Origin of the sequence: Labrys sedimenti (assembly GCF_034424805.1) — a bacterium.
GTDB classification, from domain to species: domain Bacteria; phylum Pseudomonadota; class Alphaproteobacteria; order Rhizobiales; family Labraceae; genus Labrys; species Labrys sedimenti.
In genome coordinates, this window is record NZ_JAXOUF010000011.1 from 1 (window position 1) to 14212 (window position 14212).

General features: G+C 60.2%; 17 protein-coding genes and 1 pseudogene. 4 read left to right on the forward strand and 14 right to left on the reverse strand.

Annotation, left to right across the window (positions count from 1 at the left end; all coding sequences use genetic code 11):
- Positions 1 to 69: 69 nt before the first annotated feature.
- From U1R88_RS24730 to U1R88_RS24745, 5 genes are all read right to left on the reverse strand, one after another.
- The gene (locus tag U1R88_RS24730) at positions 70 to 717 is read right to left on the reverse strand and encodes a GIY-YIG nuclease family protein (RefSeq protein WP_322433646.1); all 648 of its coding nucleotides are present in this window, start codon (positions 715 to 717) and stop codon (positions 70 to 72) included.
- Between the two features lie 85 nt (positions 718 to 802).
- The gene (locus U1R88_RS24735) at positions 803 to 1642 is read right to left on the reverse strand and encodes an HAD family hydrolase (RefSeq protein ID WP_322433647.1); all 840 of its coding nucleotides are present in this window, start codon (positions 1640 to 1642) and stop codon (positions 803 to 805) included.
- 183 nt (positions 1643 to 1825) lie between these two features.
- Positions 1826 to 2074 carry a YdcA family protein gene (locus U1R88_RS35830; protein WP_489671955.1) on the reverse strand — a complete coding sequence of 83 codons (249 nt, stop codon included), beginning with the start codon at positions 2072 to 2074 and terminating at the stop codon, positions 1826 to 1828.
- Positions 2010 to 2270, reverse strand: a complete 261-nt coding sequence (locus U1R88_RS24740; protein ID WP_322433648.1) for an excalibur calcium-binding domain-containing protein — start codon at positions 2268 to 2270, stop codon at positions 2010 to 2012. Before U1R88_RS24740 ends, U1R88_RS35830 begins: the two co-directional genes overlap by 65 nt.
- A 299-nt stretch (positions 2271 to 2569) precedes the next feature.
- Positions 2570 to 3700 carry a polysaccharide lyase family protein gene (locus tag U1R88_RS24745; RefSeq protein ID WP_322433649.1) on the reverse strand — a complete coding sequence of 377 codons (1131 nt, stop codon included), beginning with the start codon at positions 3698 to 3700 and terminating at the stop codon, positions 2570 to 2572.
- A gap of 253 nt (positions 3701 to 3953) precedes the next feature.
- Between U1R88_RS24745 and U1R88_RS24750 the strand changes: the two genes are divergently transcribed.
- Positions 3954 to 4124: a hypothetical protein gene (locus U1R88_RS24750; RefSeq protein ID WP_322433650.1), complete on the forward strand. Its 171-nt coding sequence runs from the start codon at positions 3954 to 3956 to the stop codon at positions 4122 to 4124.
- Between the two features lie 102 nt (positions 4125 to 4226).
- Positions 4227 to 4757 carry a DUF3455 domain-containing protein gene (locus U1R88_RS24755; protein ID WP_322433651.1) on the forward strand — a complete coding sequence of 177 codons (531 nt, stop codon included), beginning with the start codon at positions 4227 to 4229 and terminating at the stop codon, positions 4755 to 4757.
- Between the two features lie 86 nt (positions 4758 to 4843).
- Here U1R88_RS24755 and U1R88_RS24760 read toward each other — a convergent pair whose 3' ends face one another.
- Entirely contained in the window at positions 4844 to 5527 is a 684-nt protein-coding gene (locus tag U1R88_RS24760; protein ID WP_322433652.1) for a hypothetical protein, read from the reverse strand.
- 137 nt (positions 5528 to 5664) lie between these two features.
- Positions 5665 to 6156: a hypothetical protein gene (locus U1R88_RS24765; protein ID WP_322433653.1), complete on the reverse strand. Its 492-nt coding sequence runs from the start codon at positions 6154 to 6156 to the stop codon at positions 5665 to 5667.
- 452 nt (positions 6157 to 6608) lie between these two features.
- Here U1R88_RS24765 and U1R88_RS24770 point away from each other — a divergent pair, with 452 nt between their 5' ends.
- Positions 6609 to 8609, forward strand: coding sequence for a peptidoglycan-binding domain-containing protein (locus tag U1R88_RS24770; protein WP_322433654.1), 2001 nt, complete (start codon positions 6609 to 6611; stop codon positions 8607 to 8609).
- Between the two features lie 113 nt (positions 8610 to 8722).
- Here the strand turns inward: U1R88_RS24770 and U1R88_RS24775 are convergent, their stop codons facing one another.
- The 3 genes from U1R88_RS24775 to U1R88_RS24785 form a co-directional block, all read right to left on the reverse strand.
- Positions 8723 to 8962, reverse strand: coding sequence for a hypothetical protein (locus tag U1R88_RS24775; protein WP_322433655.1), 240 nt, complete (start codon positions 8960 to 8962; stop codon positions 8723 to 8725).
- A gap of 141 nt (positions 8963 to 9103) precedes the next feature.
- Positions 9104 to 9337, reverse strand: coding sequence for a DUF6429 family protein (locus tag U1R88_RS24780; RefSeq protein WP_322433656.1), 234 nt, complete (start codon positions 9335 to 9337; stop codon positions 9104 to 9106).
- A 52-nt stretch (positions 9338 to 9389) separates the two neighbouring features.
- The gene (locus U1R88_RS24785) at positions 9390 to 9704 is read right to left on the reverse strand and encodes a hypothetical protein (protein WP_322433657.1); all 315 of its coding nucleotides are present in this window, start codon (positions 9702 to 9704) and stop codon (positions 9390 to 9392) included.
- On the opposite strand from U1R88_RS24785, the gene U1R88_RS24790 reads away from it, so the two are divergent.
- Entirely contained in the window at positions 9687 to 10100 is a 414-nt protein-coding gene (locus tag U1R88_RS24790; RefSeq protein ID WP_322433658.1) for a VOC family protein, read from the forward strand. The two genes, U1R88_RS24785 and U1R88_RS24790, sit on opposite strands and share 18 nt — an antisense overlap.
- A gap of 172 nt (positions 10101 to 10272) precedes the next feature.
- Here the strand turns inward: U1R88_RS24790 and U1R88_RS24795 are convergent, their stop codons facing one another.
- From U1R88_RS24795 to U1R88_RS24810, 4 genes and pseudogenes are all read right to left on the reverse strand, one after another.
- Positions 10273 to 10461, reverse strand: a complete 189-nt coding sequence (locus tag U1R88_RS24795) for a DUF2171 domain-containing protein (protein WP_068291536.1) — start codon at positions 10459 to 10461, stop codon at positions 10273 to 10275.
- A 207-nt stretch (positions 10462 to 10668) separates the two neighbouring features.
- Positions 10669 to 10932 (reverse strand): annotated as a pseudogene (locus tag U1R88_RS24800) (general stress protein); the annotation flags it as partial.
- A 218-nt stretch (positions 10933 to 11150) separates the two neighbouring features.
- Complete coding sequence (locus U1R88_RS24805; protein ID WP_322433659.1) at positions 11151 to 12209, reverse strand: methyltransferase; 1059 nt, start codon at positions 12207 to 12209, stop codon at positions 11151 to 11153.
- A gap of 750 nt (positions 12210 to 12959) precedes the next feature.
- Positions 12960 to 14183, reverse strand: coding sequence for a multidrug effflux MFS transporter (locus tag U1R88_RS24810; protein ID WP_322433660.1), 1224 nt, complete (start codon positions 14181 to 14183; stop codon positions 12960 to 12962).
- Between the last annotated feature and the right edge of the window lie 29 nt (positions 14184 to 14212).

The window sequence follows — 14212 nt, forward strand, 5'->3', positions numbered from 1 at the left end:
CCCTTCGTCTGGCGCGCCGATCCGGATACCATCATCGCCGCCAGAAACCGTGGGTTCCAAACGTTGGAGTCAATCCACTAGGTGCTCGCTTGCCCGGACACCAGGATTAATAATCCCCTGTTTATAGTAAGCATCTCCGAGACGAATTTCGAACTTCTCAATGCCATTGCTATTCTTTAAAATAACTTCAGAAGAAAAATCTGTGATATTTAAATCTTCCTCAGAATTTTTTGAAAATTCGTCTATCGTTTCTCTTTCAGCTTCTTCCGAGATGGGCTGGCCGCGCTCGCGACCGTTCCAAGGAGGATCAAACTGCTCAATCAAGGAGTCCTCCAAACCAGCGGCTATATTGAGCTCAAACTCCCCATAACGCAGATGGGAAATTGGGTTGAAAACCAAAATGCGGACACTCTTACCCGCTGCTAATGTTTCCCGAATCTTCCCGTTACAACGCCAGTTAGTCCTCTGCCTCACATTGGGTGCGCGATAACCTGATAGCCGCTCTCTAATTGAACGGGCTGTCTTGCCTATATACATTACCTCCTCGCCCGCAATAAATGCGTACAGAGATCTTTTTTCCTGTAACAACACATTGATAGATAGACGATCGGCGTCATATATTTGATAGACTATACCCCCCGCGCTATCTCCTGCCATCCAAACAGCGATATCCCGAAACCCCAGATTGAACAAATTCTCAACACTACGACGTATCATAACTACAAAATCCTAATTTATTCTATGATTCACATTATGCATGTTAGCGCCAGCAACTGCTGTTCAACAGGATTTAGTGATTTCGTTACTTCTTTCCCAATTTCCTTAATTGAATATCAGCGGCTACTTTACGCAAAATAGCCCGCACCTGCAGATCAACCGCCGCCCCTATCGTATAATTGGCTGGCGCCGAGAAATTAACGCGGCCCTCATTAATGAGCGCCTGTGCCTTTTCTCGCGCACCTTTGGCGTTTGGTTTATACACCGCAATCGCATGCCCCCCTTGCTCTTTAACAAGTCGGAAGCAAGGAATGTCTGTCTCTCCATCTCCAATAAAAATCATATTAGTGAATGGAATTGGCCTTTTCTCGGGCTCCACATATCTATTAACAGAGCCATGGTCCCAGACGTTATCTACACCTTTATTTATACGAAATAGATACTGAGTTTTTGTGGTATAATTTAACGCAAGAGCAGGCCAATGCGCAACACCATTATGATCATACCAAAATGACGATGCAAAAATGCTTTTAAATTTTTTAGCTATCAGCGTTCCAGATATCATCTCACGAATACCGGAAGATAAAATATAGTGATGGATTCTTATATCTAATTCGTTCCCATAATCATTAATATTATCGAACCAATTTTCAACTCCTTCGAATAATTCAACTTTTTTACCAAAGTCTTCAAAATCACGCTTGTGAACAGACACCTTAGCCGCGCGAGCTCTATCAAGCATCAATCCCATATATATAAGAATATTGTCTCCCTCTATTTCCTTTGATTTATCCGAAACTTCTTTCCAAAACTCTTCCGATTTCATACCGATCTTAGGTACAAAATCGTATTCCTGCATATTTCCAGGCGCTAAGGTGCCGTCAAAGTCATATGCGATCGCGAAGTTTATTTTCCTCTTTGCCAACTCATCCCCCTATGAGTAGAGAACACCAGTAATAACGACAGCTCATTTAAATCACCATGGACACATCCACTCGTCGTAGGTCGGCCAAGCCTGTGCTGTTGAATACATGGCAACTACTACTCCCTCCCATCTCGCTCCAAATTACGATGACAGTGCATTCAGTCGCTGCTGCGCCCCAGGCGTTTAGTTTTTGTGGCACGTCTGCTTTGACTGGCTAACCGTACCATTTCGGCAGAGAAACCTGCCGTCCGCCGTACAAGCCTTTACCCCTCCCTTACGCCCCGAACAGGGCGTATTGCGTGCTTCGGCTACGACATTTGTCGCCAAGCTTGCGATGATCGTCAGCGCGACGATGCGAACCCGCATATCAATTTTCTCCATCTGTTGCGGTATTGGGCTCTTCGACCGGCAGATCGGGCCGAGCCGCGGCATTCGCCTTGCGTGCGCGGCTGACCGTGTCAGCGGTCTTGCAAAGGTTTTCACAGGGCAGGCCATCGCTATCGCGGTCGAGCTTCGATGCTCCACAATGATCGAAACGCCAGACCGCCTCTTGGCAGGAGGTCATGTCCTTGCAGTAGCGATCCGTGCATGAAAGATCCTGCGCCAACGAGACAGTCGAAAAGGCCATGGCAGTTCCAACGGCAATCAAAAATCGCATCGACTGTCGCCCCTCTTGATGAGGCCGCCATTGGTGGAAATGGAACTACGATGACGGTGCACCAACTCTGTGCCTCATCTCCTCCCCCCTTCATTCAGCGGTCTTGCTTGAAGTAGAGCCAAGCAACCTTGAAGAGCGGAGCCCGTGACATTTCCGTGAAAAGTAACTAGGCCGCCAAGTATCACGGCGACAGTTTACTCATTGTCCGGCAACCCTGTGTGGCCGAAACCCACATCAGGCAAACCGTCACAGCTCTCGTCATTCCCCTCTCACTGCGTCTCCAACGGATGCATGTGCCCGAGCCGCAGCCCGGCCAGATCCGAGGCCTGGGAGAATTCGTCGAGGTCGACGCTGAGCGTCCCCGGCTGCCTGAGGCGATAGAGGCCGAGCTTGATAGATTGCATCCCTGGATCGGCCTTGGGATCGATCGGCGGCCGGGTGCCGAAATCGCCGCTGACACGCACGATCTTCCGGCCGTCGGCCCAGACTTCGAGCAGGGCGCCAACAGGCCTGCCGGACGGGTCGTCGTGCGAACCCCGGATATGATAGACCATGTCGACCCAGGCCTCCCTCGGCGTCGGCAGCGGCCGGTTCGACACCGGCTCGATGCGGACGAGGTGGCAGCCGAGATAGTTCTGCGGGGCGGACAGGAAGGCGAGCCCTTGCAGGTAATCGGCGGCACGGTTCTCCCCGCTGCGCCGGTCCTCCGCCTCCGTGCCCGGCAACGGTGCCGGCAGGGGTGCGTTGGCCGGCATCACGCCGGTCAGAACCTCCGCCTGCCGCTGCTGCCCGATCTTGCCCCGTATCAGCGCGACAGCCTCTTCGCGCACCCGATCGTCGGACGCGTCGAGGGAGGCGAGAAATTCCTGGGCCTGGAGCACCTCGGCCACATTGTTGCGTTCCGTCGCGACGAGGCACCGCCCGTTGGCCGTTTCCACGGTGATATGAAAAATGCCGTCATCGTAGCGCTGCGCCACGAACGGGCTGTCATTACCCGGCCCCTTCCATTGGCCGATGACGGTGCGGTGGCTGCCGGTATCGGCGACCTGCCCCCGGATACGGAAGCTGAACGCGTACCAGCTGTCGGAACCGTAAGGGAGCGCCTGTTTCTTCGTGACCTGCAATTCGGCACGCTGGCAGCCGCCCGCCGGCATTTCCTCGAGCGGGCAATCATTGCCGCCATCGGCGTCCGTCGTGACGATCGAGATGGCGCCCGCGGTTCCGCCGATGCCGGGGACGAGAGGTTGCACCTGCCTGGACGGATAGCCCCCGACGAACTTGCTGAAGCTCCACAAGGCTCGGTCGGCGCTGCCGCTGTCGAAACCATCATGGAGATCGCCGGCCCGGGAACCTCCGGCCAGGCTCGACGAGATCAGCAAACCGGCAACCAACCACCGCATGCGCCGCCCCCCTCAATCGCGCGAGCATAACGAAATCTAGCCCTTGTGGGCCATGATCCCAATAACTTTGAGGAAATAGGACGTGACGGGTCAGTGAAATGCGCAGTAGGCAAGCGGCGCGCACTCTGAGGCAAACGGCGTGACAGGCCTCTGGCACTTTGTTATGCGGGACGGATGCATCGACGTTTACCGCTTTCTTCTCCGCACATGTCCGGGCGCCTCGGGGGCGCACCGGCGGGAACCGGAGAAGATCATGAACTTCAAACGTAAGCACCCTAAATCGGCCCGCAGCGGCTGCCTGCTGTGCAAACCCTGGAAACGCCAGGGGACCTGTCTGCATGAGCGTCGAAAATTCACCGATCATCGCCGCGAGGTTGTCGCGAAGGAAAAGCTGGGGCAGTTTCGATGCGACCGGGGAGCTTGAACCTCTTGCCCGGAGGGCCCGCTGTTGCAGGGCCCATAACGCCCATGCCATGCTACCCCGGCCGCGACAGACACCAGCCCAAGATCGGGCCAGGAGATCATGATGCCCACGCACAGAACCTACGCATTCGTCGCCGCGGCGATGCTGCTTGCCGGCGGAACCCAAGCTGCCAGGGCGGCCGAAGCCGTGCCGGCCGCGTTGCTGCCGCCGGCCGGCTACACGCTTGTTTTCACCGCCAAGGCCAAGGGCCTGCAGGTCTATACCAGCACGGCGGAAGCCGGCGCGGCGCCGAAATGGGTGCTCGAGGCCCCCGTGGCGGAACTGGCGGCGAAACAGGGCGCCGTCCATCATTATGCCGGCCCCTCCTGGGAGGCCGCCGATGGCAGCAAGGTCGTCCGCGACAAGGATACGCCTGTGGTGACGGTGCCGGCCAGGAAGGCCGACGCCGATATCCCCTGGCTGCTCATCAAGGTGACCGCCGATCCGGCGGCCGGTGCGTTGAGCAAGGTCGGCTATGTCCAGCGGCTCGCCACCCATGGCGGCGTCGCCCCGGCCACGACGCCCGTGCGCACCGGAACGAAAGTCGGCGTGCCCTACACCGCGACCTATGCGTTCTTCGCCAAGGCCAACTGAGCCATCACGGGAAGCGGGAGCGCCAATGGCCGACAGACAGGCGCCACCTGCCTCTTCCAGCGCAGTTGCCGACACTACAGTGAAGGTTACCTGATTTCATAGCCTCCCTTCACCAAACGTTCGTGGCGCGTTTGTGAAAAATGAAGATTATCAAGAACGAAGCTATCCTCTTCCGGAAAGTCCTTCCTGATATCCTGGATCTTTTCCTTCAATCGAATGCGGCGAGCTATATCCAGTCCCCTCATTGCCCGTTTGAGGTCGGCTTCATTCCAGAAGTCATTGCTAAGCGGATTTTGAAATGTTGGCTTGCGACTGCCAACGCCTGAGTTGACCAATTGGGAGAACGCTTCGAATGTTTCATCGGATGCATTAACCGCCCATTTGATGGTCGTGACCCGGACATAAAGATCCAGGTCGTGCAGGCATTTTGCCAGGCCGGCTCCAATCGCTTCGTCGTAGCATCCTGAGTTCGTTGCATACCCAACGAAGGCACGTCGGCAGTCGGAAAGAGGGTCGTCTGCCAGCGGCATTACGGATGCTTTCAAGCCGTCGATCGCCTCACCGAGCTCACCAAGATAATATGCACCTCGGAGGCGGTCTCGAGAGCGCTCGGACTGGATGAGTTCCACAAGAAAACTCAGGTCAAACCCCAGCCGCCATCTCTTGAGTAGATCTTGCTCGGCTCTATATCTCAAATCTCCATCCAGATCGTTGCGTATGAGACTTTTGATAATGTCTTCAGTCGAGTATTCGGGCACATTTTCAGCCATGATATCACTTAGTGAAATTACTCTTTATCGTAATTCTAGTTAGCTTAACTCTCTCGCCTTGACGACAGAAAGTCGGTCCGCAACGCACTTGTCAGGTCTTGTCAGCTGCACCATCGCCGCGACCCGGCGCCGTCAGCTTAGGACCGTCGCTTCAGCAGTTCCGCGAAGGTCGTGCGCTGCCGTGGCAGGACAAAAGGTACGGCACCGCGCTTGCCCAGGCCGAAGGGATCGCCCGCCACGCGCTCGACGACATGGCCCTGATAGAGGGCGATCCCCTCGCATTCCCAGTTGCCGCCATGGTTGAGCGTCAGCGGATTGTAGGTGTTGGCTCCGTATTGGAAGCAGATGTTGTCCTGGAAACCGGTGGTCGGATCGGCGCCGACGAGACGCCAGCGACCCTGCAGCACGATACCGTTGCCGGGATACCAGAGGGCGGTCCTGCCATCCTTGCTGAGATATTCGACCTGCGTGCCATGGGCGCTGAACGTCATGTTGGTCGTGCCGCCCTGGAATTTCTTCTTGGTCTCCGGGCTCGGCGGCGTCGTGCTGTTGGCGTTCACCCCTATCAGGGGCGCGCAGCCGGCTATCAAGGCAGACACCCCCAGTACCAACATGAAGTTCCGCAACATCGTTACCTCTGCTGTTCAAAATTACCTAATTCTTGTGGTGCGCAGTTTTGATCGGCCAGCGGTTCCATTCCGTATACCAGTAAAATGCGCTCGCAATGACAGCCGGCCGTCTTGTTGGAATCCAAGCCAAACAACCATGAAGGCCGCAACCGTGACAGCCCCGTGAAAACCGGCTGGGGAGCACCAAAACAGTCATTGAAAACATCGCCCGGCGGTGCGTACCTTATCGGTGAACTATCCATGCCTGAAATACGTGACTTCGCAGCAGAAGGCCTCGCTCTGCATCGCATCCGTGCACGTCTATAGTGACTGTCGATTTCAGTAAGCACCCTTTTTCTGCCGTGAGTTCCTCAATCCTTTTCACGCCGCGACGCAGTGCGAGGTCACGGAAGTAAAACCGCGCGACCATACCTATCCGCCTGAGATCTGCTATCCAAATGGGAGGGGCTGCCATGGCTGATTGCATCGTGATTTCGCAAGCATCGCTTTTTCCGGATCCCGACGATTCCTCCGTGGCGCTGGTCAGCCTCGCGGCGGGCGACCGGGTTTCGCAGCTGCGGGAGCTGTCGAGCTGGGCCAAAGTCTCGTTCACCGACAAAGCCATCCAGACCTATCTCGGCTGGCTGCATGCCGACATGCTGAAGATCGCGCAGGCGACGGCGTTCAAGCTCTATGACGAGCCGCTGGGCACGCCCAGGCCGGTCTCGGGCAGCATCATCGAGGAACGCGCCCAGCTGCCGCCCTGGAAGAAGGTGCGGATCCGGCTGGAAGACGGCAGCGCCGCCGAAGGCTGGATCGACACCAACGACCTGCCGGCCGGGGGCTCCGGCGACGCCGGCGGAGAGGAGGCCGAGGGGCCGGGTTCCGATGCCGGCGACGAGCTCAGCCTGGGGCCGAACGAGGTCTATCGCGCGCCCTTGCTCAAGGCCCACGGCATCACCGACATCGATGCGGCCGCCCTCGCCGCCCTCATCGATGCCGAGGCGGCGAAACTGCCAAGCGGCCAGTGGAACAGCAACTCCAAGGCCGGCACCAGCAGCGCGGCCGGGCTCACCCAGTTCCTCGACAGCACCTGGACCTCGCACGCCACCAACAGGAAGACGCTGCTGAACCAGATCTGCAAGGCCAGGGGCTTCATCGACGCCGGCAACGACATCGTAACCGGGCGCAGGCAGGCCCTGCTCGACCTGCGCTTCGATCCCGAACTCGCGATCGTCTCGGCGGCCGAATACGGCCTGTTCAACCTGGGCGCCCTGATCGCCGAGGGGCTGGTCGACGACCAGATCGGCGACGACGAGAAGGCCCGCTTCATCTATATCGCCCACCATGAAGGGCTGGGCGGCGCACAGGCCTTCCTCAAGCAGACGCGCTCCTACACCTTCAGCGACCTGGTCACCCAGATCGGGCGCAGCAAGGCGCAGTCCTATGTCGACGCCGCCGGCGGCGACACCACGCGGGCCTATCGGGCCTGGCTGAACGACTATGTCGACAGCCATATCGTGCCGGCAAAGTTCAGGAAGAGCGGCACCGCCGCCGAGGCCACGGGCGGCGGCACGACCGCGCTGTCGCAATTCAATGGCGCCGCCATCCCGGTGGCCGAGCTCGGCGGCAAGACCGGCCTGGTCAAGGCGATCCAGTGGCGGCTGTCGGAACTGGGCTTTCTCGATCCGCCCGCCGACGGCAAGTTCGGCCCGGTCTCGCTCTGGGCGCTGAGCGAGTTCTGCGACCTGAACGGCATCTCGCTCGGCGGCGGCTTCAGCAGCGCCATCGCCCGCCGGCTGCTCGAGCCGACGGCGCTTCTGCCCGAGATCGCCGCGACCGGAACCTGGTTCGACAAGGTGATCGCCTATATGAAGGCGCAGAAATACTTCATCTGCCGCCATCCCGACTGCAAGAACATCGCCTATCTCGAAGGGGTGAATGCGGACGGCACGCTGAACGACGACAGGCACAACGTCTTCAACGACCTCCGGATCGTCTTCGCCATTGACAAGAACGGCCGTCCGGATTTCGAAGATTCGCTCTGGGAAGGCACCACCGAGCCCGGCGATTTTTGGACCATCCATCCGATGAACCCCAAGGGGGCGGCCAGGATCGCCTTCAACCAGTACAAGGCCTGGGCCGTCGGCACCCATCATGCCGGCTCGCCATCGGCCCATGAGGCCCTGGTCCAGGCCGAGCCCCTCAGCGTCTTCAGGGACCTCGACAAGGACTTCCAGCGCACCGGCGACCGGCTCGATACCGGCCTGTTCGCCATCAACCAGCATTGGGGCTATGACGCGCCGCAGGGCGACCTCGGACGCACCAGCGCCGGCTGCCTCGTCGGCCGTACCAAGAACGGCCACCGCCAGTTCATGACGCTGATCAAGGCCGATCCACGCTATGGCGTGAACCGCGGCTACAAATTCCTGTCCGCCATCATGCCGGGCGACAAGGTGCTGCAAGTCGGGTGAAAGCGGATTCGGGCAGTGAGCCCCACCGATCATGCCGATCCTCGCTTGCCCTGCCCTCGATGCTCGCGTCGGAACCCACCCGACAGCAACCGGATCATCGGTCGCCGCAGCCCTCAATCGATCGCATGCGCCCGATGCGCCACCGTGGTGGCAAAGGCGCGGGCGCTGGCGGCGTACCATTCGGGCGGGTGCTTGGCGGCCAGCCCGGCAACCGAATGCACCGTGTCGGCCAGCACGCGCTTGCCCGCGGCGTTCTTCGCCACGCTGAACGTATAGGAATGCCCTTCCTCATGATGGGCGATCACCACCTCCAGGCGGGATTTCGAGACGATGTCGAAGGCATGAGCTGACATGAGCGCGTTCCCGGAATGATTGTGGCTACGGCAACAGGTTACTCAATTGAGGGTCTGGTTCGCTTGCGAGGTCTGATCGCCGGCACCACTATGTCACCAAGCAGCCCATTAGGCGAATGATCACCGCAGCGCCGTAGCCGCTCACGTCTCCCGTCGCGCGAACAAGGTGCGAAAGAGCTCCTCGGAACGGCGCAAACCTTCGTCTGTCAGCACTACGGATTTGTTGCGGTTGGCGGGAGACTCGATCAAGCCCTTGCTGTGCAGTCGATCCAGCACCCTCCAGTCGAAGCCTTTCCAGGCATGGCGGCCGTCGTGCAAGGTCAGCCACAACAAGCCGAGCACGGCGGCGTCGACCTTATCATCATCAGCTTCCATCCAAGTCTCCCCGTCCGGCAGGTATGATATCTCGCCACCTGCTCAGATGCACTCACCACGGCTTCCACAAGGACTTCTTCGTCGCGCGGGGCTTGATGACGCCCTCGACCTTGGCGATCCGCTGCTGCGCGTCGAAGGCAAGACTGATCTCCGCGCCGTCGCTTTCCCGCGTCGCCGAGAGCAGCGCGAACTCCGCCTTCAACGCAAAACCCCGCTGGGGCAGGAAATTCATGGTCTGAGGGAACATGACGCCCATCAGCGCGCCCCCGATATTCGCTGCATCGGCCCTCTGGCGTTGAATCGCCGCCCGCTTCTCAGCTACCCTCGCCCGGTCAATGCGGAGACTGCCATGCGCTCGCTGTTCCATCTTGCCTATCATGTCACCGATCTCGACGAGACCCGCCGCTTCTATGGCGAGGTACTCGGTTGCGAGGAAGGACGCAGCACGCAGAACTGGGTGGATTTCGACTTCTTCGGCCACCAGATCTCGCTGCATCTGGGCACGCCCTTCGCCACCAGCCGCACCGGCAAGGTCGGCGATCACCTGGTGCCGATGCCGCATCTCGGCGTGATCCTGCCGCTCGACGCCTGGCTGGCCCTGGCCGCCCGGCTGGAAAAGGCCGGCATCGCCTTCGAGATCCCGCCGGTGATCCGCTTCGAGGGCGAAGCCGGCGAGCAGCGCACCATGTTCTTCCGCGACCCGAGCGGCAACCCGATCGAGATCAAGGGCTTCAAGGATTTCGACGGCGTGTTCGCGCGATAGAGCGTTTTCCAGAAAAGTTGATAGACTTTTCGGTGAAGAAAAACGCGTCAAAACAAAGAATTAGAGAGCAAAGTGCGATTCGGAGAAATCGCACTTTGCTCCAGGCAGGCCGCGGGCATAAGACGGGCGCCCTTTCAGGCGCCCGTCGTCCCACAGCCCGTGCCGAACGGCCCTACCAGACCGCCTGCACCTCCGGCGCCTTGCGCTTGAGATGCACTTGCTCGTCGACATGGTCGACCCAGTCCAGCGGCACGAAATGATGCACGCCGTCGGGCGAGGTGTTCTTGGCGAGCCGGATCTGGTCGTCGCCAAGATCGTCGACCGTGCCGATATTCACGCCGTCGGAGGTAATGACCTCCATGTTCTCGCGGATGTCGCCTCCGGCGGCGTGTTCAGGGGCAAGCAGCGCGCCGTCCGGGGCCACGGCGGCATAACCCGGCCAGCCGCCCTGGCGCCAGGACTCGGCCCGCGCCGGCAAGTCGATCGAGCCATATTCCTGCATGATCATCCGCGCGGTTTCGATCTGGTGGCTTTCGGCCTCGACGGTGAGCAGCGTGCCGCCGCGGCTCAGGCCCTCGCTGTAGAGGTAGCGCCGCTCGTCGGGAAAGAAGAAGTGCTTGAGCATCGCCCAGAAGCCACCCTCGTCGCGCCGGTGATCGTAGGAGGTGGCGTCTTCGTCGCGCACATAGTCGGAATTCTCGTCCTTCGCATTGAGCGTGACCTGGTCGCGGGCAAACCCGGCCGACAGCAATTGCTCGAGCGCGGCTTGGGCATCGGATCGATTGTCGTAGAAGCCGGTGATGATCTCCGTCATGGCAGTCTTCCTTTGCATCCGACCGTGGAGGCCACGGGTCTTGGGTGAGAGGACGTTCCACCAAGACAATCCCCGAACGGCCTATGCGTTCCATCGAAAGCGTAAATCGATGGCAGAAAAGACCAGGCGAACGGCCTGAATCCCCGCTTCAAATAAGCTGATTTGGCGTGCAGGAGGGCGTTCTAGGCGTGCCGATCTGCCGTTCGATTTCGGTTCCGGCGAGAGCCCGCCAGCCTCTATTCCCGCACCGCCTCCACCACGCTGACGGCCGACTCGGTCTGCACCACCCGCGTCAGGCGGAAGCCGGCCTTGGCGAGAAGCTGGCGGTATTCCTCTTCCGTGCGCTCCTGGCCGCCGGGAAGGGTCAGCATCACCATGTCGAGCAGCTTGCCGGGATGGGGCGCATCGCCGGCGGGCAGCACCATCTCGACCAGCAGGAGCCGCCCATCGGGCTGCATGGCCTTGTGGACATGGGCGAGGATGGCCAGGCACTGTGCCTCGCTCCAGTCATGGATGACATGGGAAAGCACATAGGCATCGCCGCCGGCAGGAACCGTCTCGAAGAAGTCGCCGGGCTCGATCGTCACGCGCTCACTCACCCCGCGCGCCTCGAGGAGGGCCGGCGCCTCGGCCACTACATAGGGCCGGTCGAACAGGACACCGCGCGGTTCCGGATGCCGTGCCAGGATCGCGGCGAGCAGATTGCCCGTGGCTCCGCCCACATCGACCACGCTGCGGAAGGACGAGAAGTCATAGGCCGCGGCGACGGCTTCAGGCTCCTGGCCATGCACGCCGACCATCGTCTCGCTGAACAGGGAGGCTTCCTCTGGGTGGTGCCCGAGATAGTCGAAAACCGGCATGCCGTGCACCTTCTCGAAGGCGGTCTTGCCGGTCTGCAGCGAATAGATGATCTCGTCGAGGGGGCCGCAGAACCAGGGACTGCCGAAGGTCAGCACCGTGGCCCGTGCCGCGCCCGGCGCGCCGGTCCTGAGCGCCTCGCCCAGTTCCGTCAGGGCGAAGCGTCGGCCGGGACGCTCGCCGAGGATACCCAGGCTGGCCAGGCAGCGCATGAAACGGTGCAGCGAGGGCGCATGCAGGCCGAGCGGGCCGGCCAACTCCTCGGCGTCGCGCGGGCCTGCGGCGAGCTGATCGGCCAGGCCCAGCCTGGCCGCCACCCAGACCATGCGCGCAACCCAGCTGCCGGTTGCGATCTGGATCAGCTTGACATGGGGGGGAGGTTCCTGGATTTGCGAAGGCATGGAGTGGGCTGAGGCTGCACGCGTCTTGTCGTCCATGGCACCGCTCCCGGGTGGCTTGTGACGGACCAGATCTGCAACCTAAAATAGCATGCCCAGCAATGCCTCGCACGGAATTGATAGGGTTGAATCCTACCGCTCCAAACCAAGCCCCTTCCCCGGTTCATGGGCAGGCAAGCGCTTCGATCCGCGTCAATCTAGCCAAAGCCTTGCATTACCTAGGGATTCTCTACGGCAATCGCGGCGAAAAGCCTTGCCTATCCGCGAGACCATCCTGCTTCAAAATGGGCTCGAAGCTCTAACAGGGAATAGGCCTGGACTGATCGCGCCTCCAGCCCCCAAAAACCCCAGAGCAAACGTTAGCATACGAACAAACATTACTGAGACGTCCTTATGAAATGTTGTTTTCTGCAATACTACTTGGATGTACTCCCATGACCCGGTTGACATTGCGAAAAGTGGGTATAATCTTCGACGTCAACAGCCCTATTACAGGGAAGAATGGAAGTTGGGGATGTCAATCGTCAGTGTCATTGCCGCCCCAGGCAGAGACCAGCGCGACTTTCGACCTTGATGACCGGATAAAACTGAAATCTGAGGGAGGTTTTCGGACCTCCCTTTTTTATTGCCGTAGCGTTATTGCAGGACCATCGCGCAAAAAAGCAGCCCGTTCCTGCAGGAAGAGGCTGCAATAATAACCGGCGACAGCCATCCTTGTGCCCTCGGCCTGCGAAAGAGCCTCGCCTTGCTTTCGGCGACGGCGTTGACGCGGCGATCGATGTCGCCCGGTCAGCCCGTGATATGCCCCCTCCCCGCCATCAGCGCCACGCAGGCCGCCGTCAGCGCAACCATGGCGACATAGCCGATGGCAAGCGGGATCACAGTACCGTCGAACACCTGGCCGATCAGGATGCCGATGGCGGCGCCGGGCACCATCTGCAGGAAGCCCTGGGTCGAGGCGGCGGTTCCCGCCACTTCGCCGAGCGGTTCCATGGCCAGGGCGCCGAAATTCGACAGGATCATGCTGAAGACCAGGAACTGCACCGCACTGAGCCCGAAGAACAGCCAGAGTGGCAGCGCCTGCAGCAAGGCCGCGACCAGGATGGCCAAGGCCGCCGCGCCGAACACGCCGAGCGCCAGCCAGGACAGGAACCGCATGCCATAGCGATTGACCAGCTGCGCATTGACCATGCCGCCCAGCGCCGAGCAGGCCGCGCCGCCGGCGAAGAACAACGGAAACATCGCCTCGACGCCGAAGACGTCACGATAGATCTGCTGGGAGGAATTGAGGAAGCCCATCAGCGCGCCGAACAAGGCCGCCATGCCGATGATATAGGCGAGCGCAACCCGGTTGGCGAAGACGATGCCGAAGCCCTCGATCACGGCACCGAGGCTGAGTGGGCGCTTGTGCTCGGGCTGCAGCGTCTCGGGCAGGCGCCACCAGACCCAGGCGATCACGATCGCCCCCCAGCCGGCCATGAAGCCGAACAGGCCGCGCCAGTCCATCACCGTCATCAGGCCCTGGCCGAGCGAGGGCGCGAGGATCGGCGAGAGCATCAGCACGGTGAACACCAGCGACATGATCCTGGCCATCTGGTTGCCGGCGAAGACGTCGCGCACCAGCGCGGTGGCAATCACGGCGGAAGCGGCTGCGCCACCGCCCTGAACTAGACGCAGGGCCACCAGAGCATTGAAGTCCGTGGTAAAGAAGGCGCACAAGGCCGCCAGGCAATAGATGCCGAGCCCGACCAGCAGCGGTCCGCGCCGACCGAAGCGATCGGACAGTGGCCCGAACACCAGTTGCAGCAAGCCGAAACCGAGCAGATAGGCCGGGATCACCAATTGCCGCCGGTTTGGATCGGGCTCACCCAGGCTGGCGCCGATCTGCTGCAGGCCCGGCAGCATGATGTCGATCGCAAAGGCATTGACGGCAACGAGGCTGGCCACCAGCACGATGAATTCCGTGCGCCCGAGCCTGCCCACCACGGGCGCGCGGCTTGTCATATCGGTCATGATGGGATTCCTATGAAGGGCTTTCATAG

Bases quoted from the DNA above. Each gene is read 5' to 3' on its own strand.
- U1R88_RS24770 (WP_322433654.1), top strand. From the start codon at position 6,609: ATGGCTGATTGCATCGTGATTTCGCAAGCATCGCTTTTTCCGGATCCC.
- U1R88_RS24780 (WP_322433656.1), bottom strand. From the start codon at position 9,337: ATGGAAGCTGATGATGATAAGGTCGACGCCGCCGTGCTCGGCTTGTTG.
- U1R88_RS24785 (WP_322433657.1), bottom strand. From the start codon at position 9,704: ATGGAACAGCGAGCGCATGGCAGTCTCCGCATTGACCGGGCGAGGGTA.
- U1R88_RS24805 (WP_322433659.1), bottom strand. From the start codon at position 12,209: ATGGACGACAAGACGCGTGCAGCCTCAGCCCACTCCATGCCTTCGCAA.
- U1R88_RS24745 (WP_322433649.1), bottom strand. From the start codon at position 3,700: ATGCGGTGGTTGGTTGCCGGTTTGCTGATCTCGTCGAGCCTGGCCGGA.
- U1R88_RS24795 (WP_068291536.1), bottom strand. From the start codon at position 10,461: ATGGAGGTCATTACCTCCGACGGCGTGAATATCGGCACGGTCGACGAT.
- U1R88_RS24810 (WP_322433660.1), bottom strand. From the start codon at position 14,183: ATGACCGATATGACAAGCCGCGCGCCCGTGGTGGGCAGGCTCGGGCGC.
- U1R88_RS24790 (WP_322433658.1), top strand. From the start codon at position 9,687: ATGCGCTCGCTGTTCCATCTTGCCTATCATGTCACCGATCTCGACGAG.
- U1R88_RS24765 (WP_322433653.1), bottom strand. From the start codon at position 6,156: ATGTTGCGGAACTTCATGTTGGTACTGGGGGTGTCTGCCTTGATAGCC.
- U1R88_RS35830 (WP_489671955.1), bottom strand. From the start codon at position 2,074: ATGCCGCGGCTCGGCCCGATCTGCCGGTCGAAGAGCCCAATACCGCAA.
- U1R88_RS24775 (WP_322433655.1), bottom strand. From the start codon at position 8,962: ATGTCAGCTCATGCCTTCGACATCGTCTCGAAATCCCGCCTGGAGGTG.
- U1R88_RS24750 (WP_322433650.1), top strand. From the start codon at position 3,954: ATGAACTTCAAACGTAAGCACCCTAAATCGGCCCGCAGCGGCTGCCTG.
- U1R88_RS24755 (WP_322433651.1), top strand. From the start codon at position 4,227: ATGCCCACGCACAGAACCTACGCATTCGTCGCCGCGGCGATGCTGCTT.
- U1R88_RS24740 (WP_322433648.1), bottom strand. From the start codon at position 2,270: ATGGCCTTTTCGACTGTCTCGTTGGCGCAGGATCTTTCATGCACGGAT.
- U1R88_RS24730 (WP_322433646.1), bottom strand. From the start codon at position 717: ATGATACGTCGTAGTGTTGAGAATTTGTTCAATCTGGGGTTTCGGGAT.
- U1R88_RS24760 (WP_322433652.1), bottom strand. From the start codon at position 5,527: ATGGCTGAAAATGTGCCCGAATACTCGACTGAAGACATTATCAAAAGT.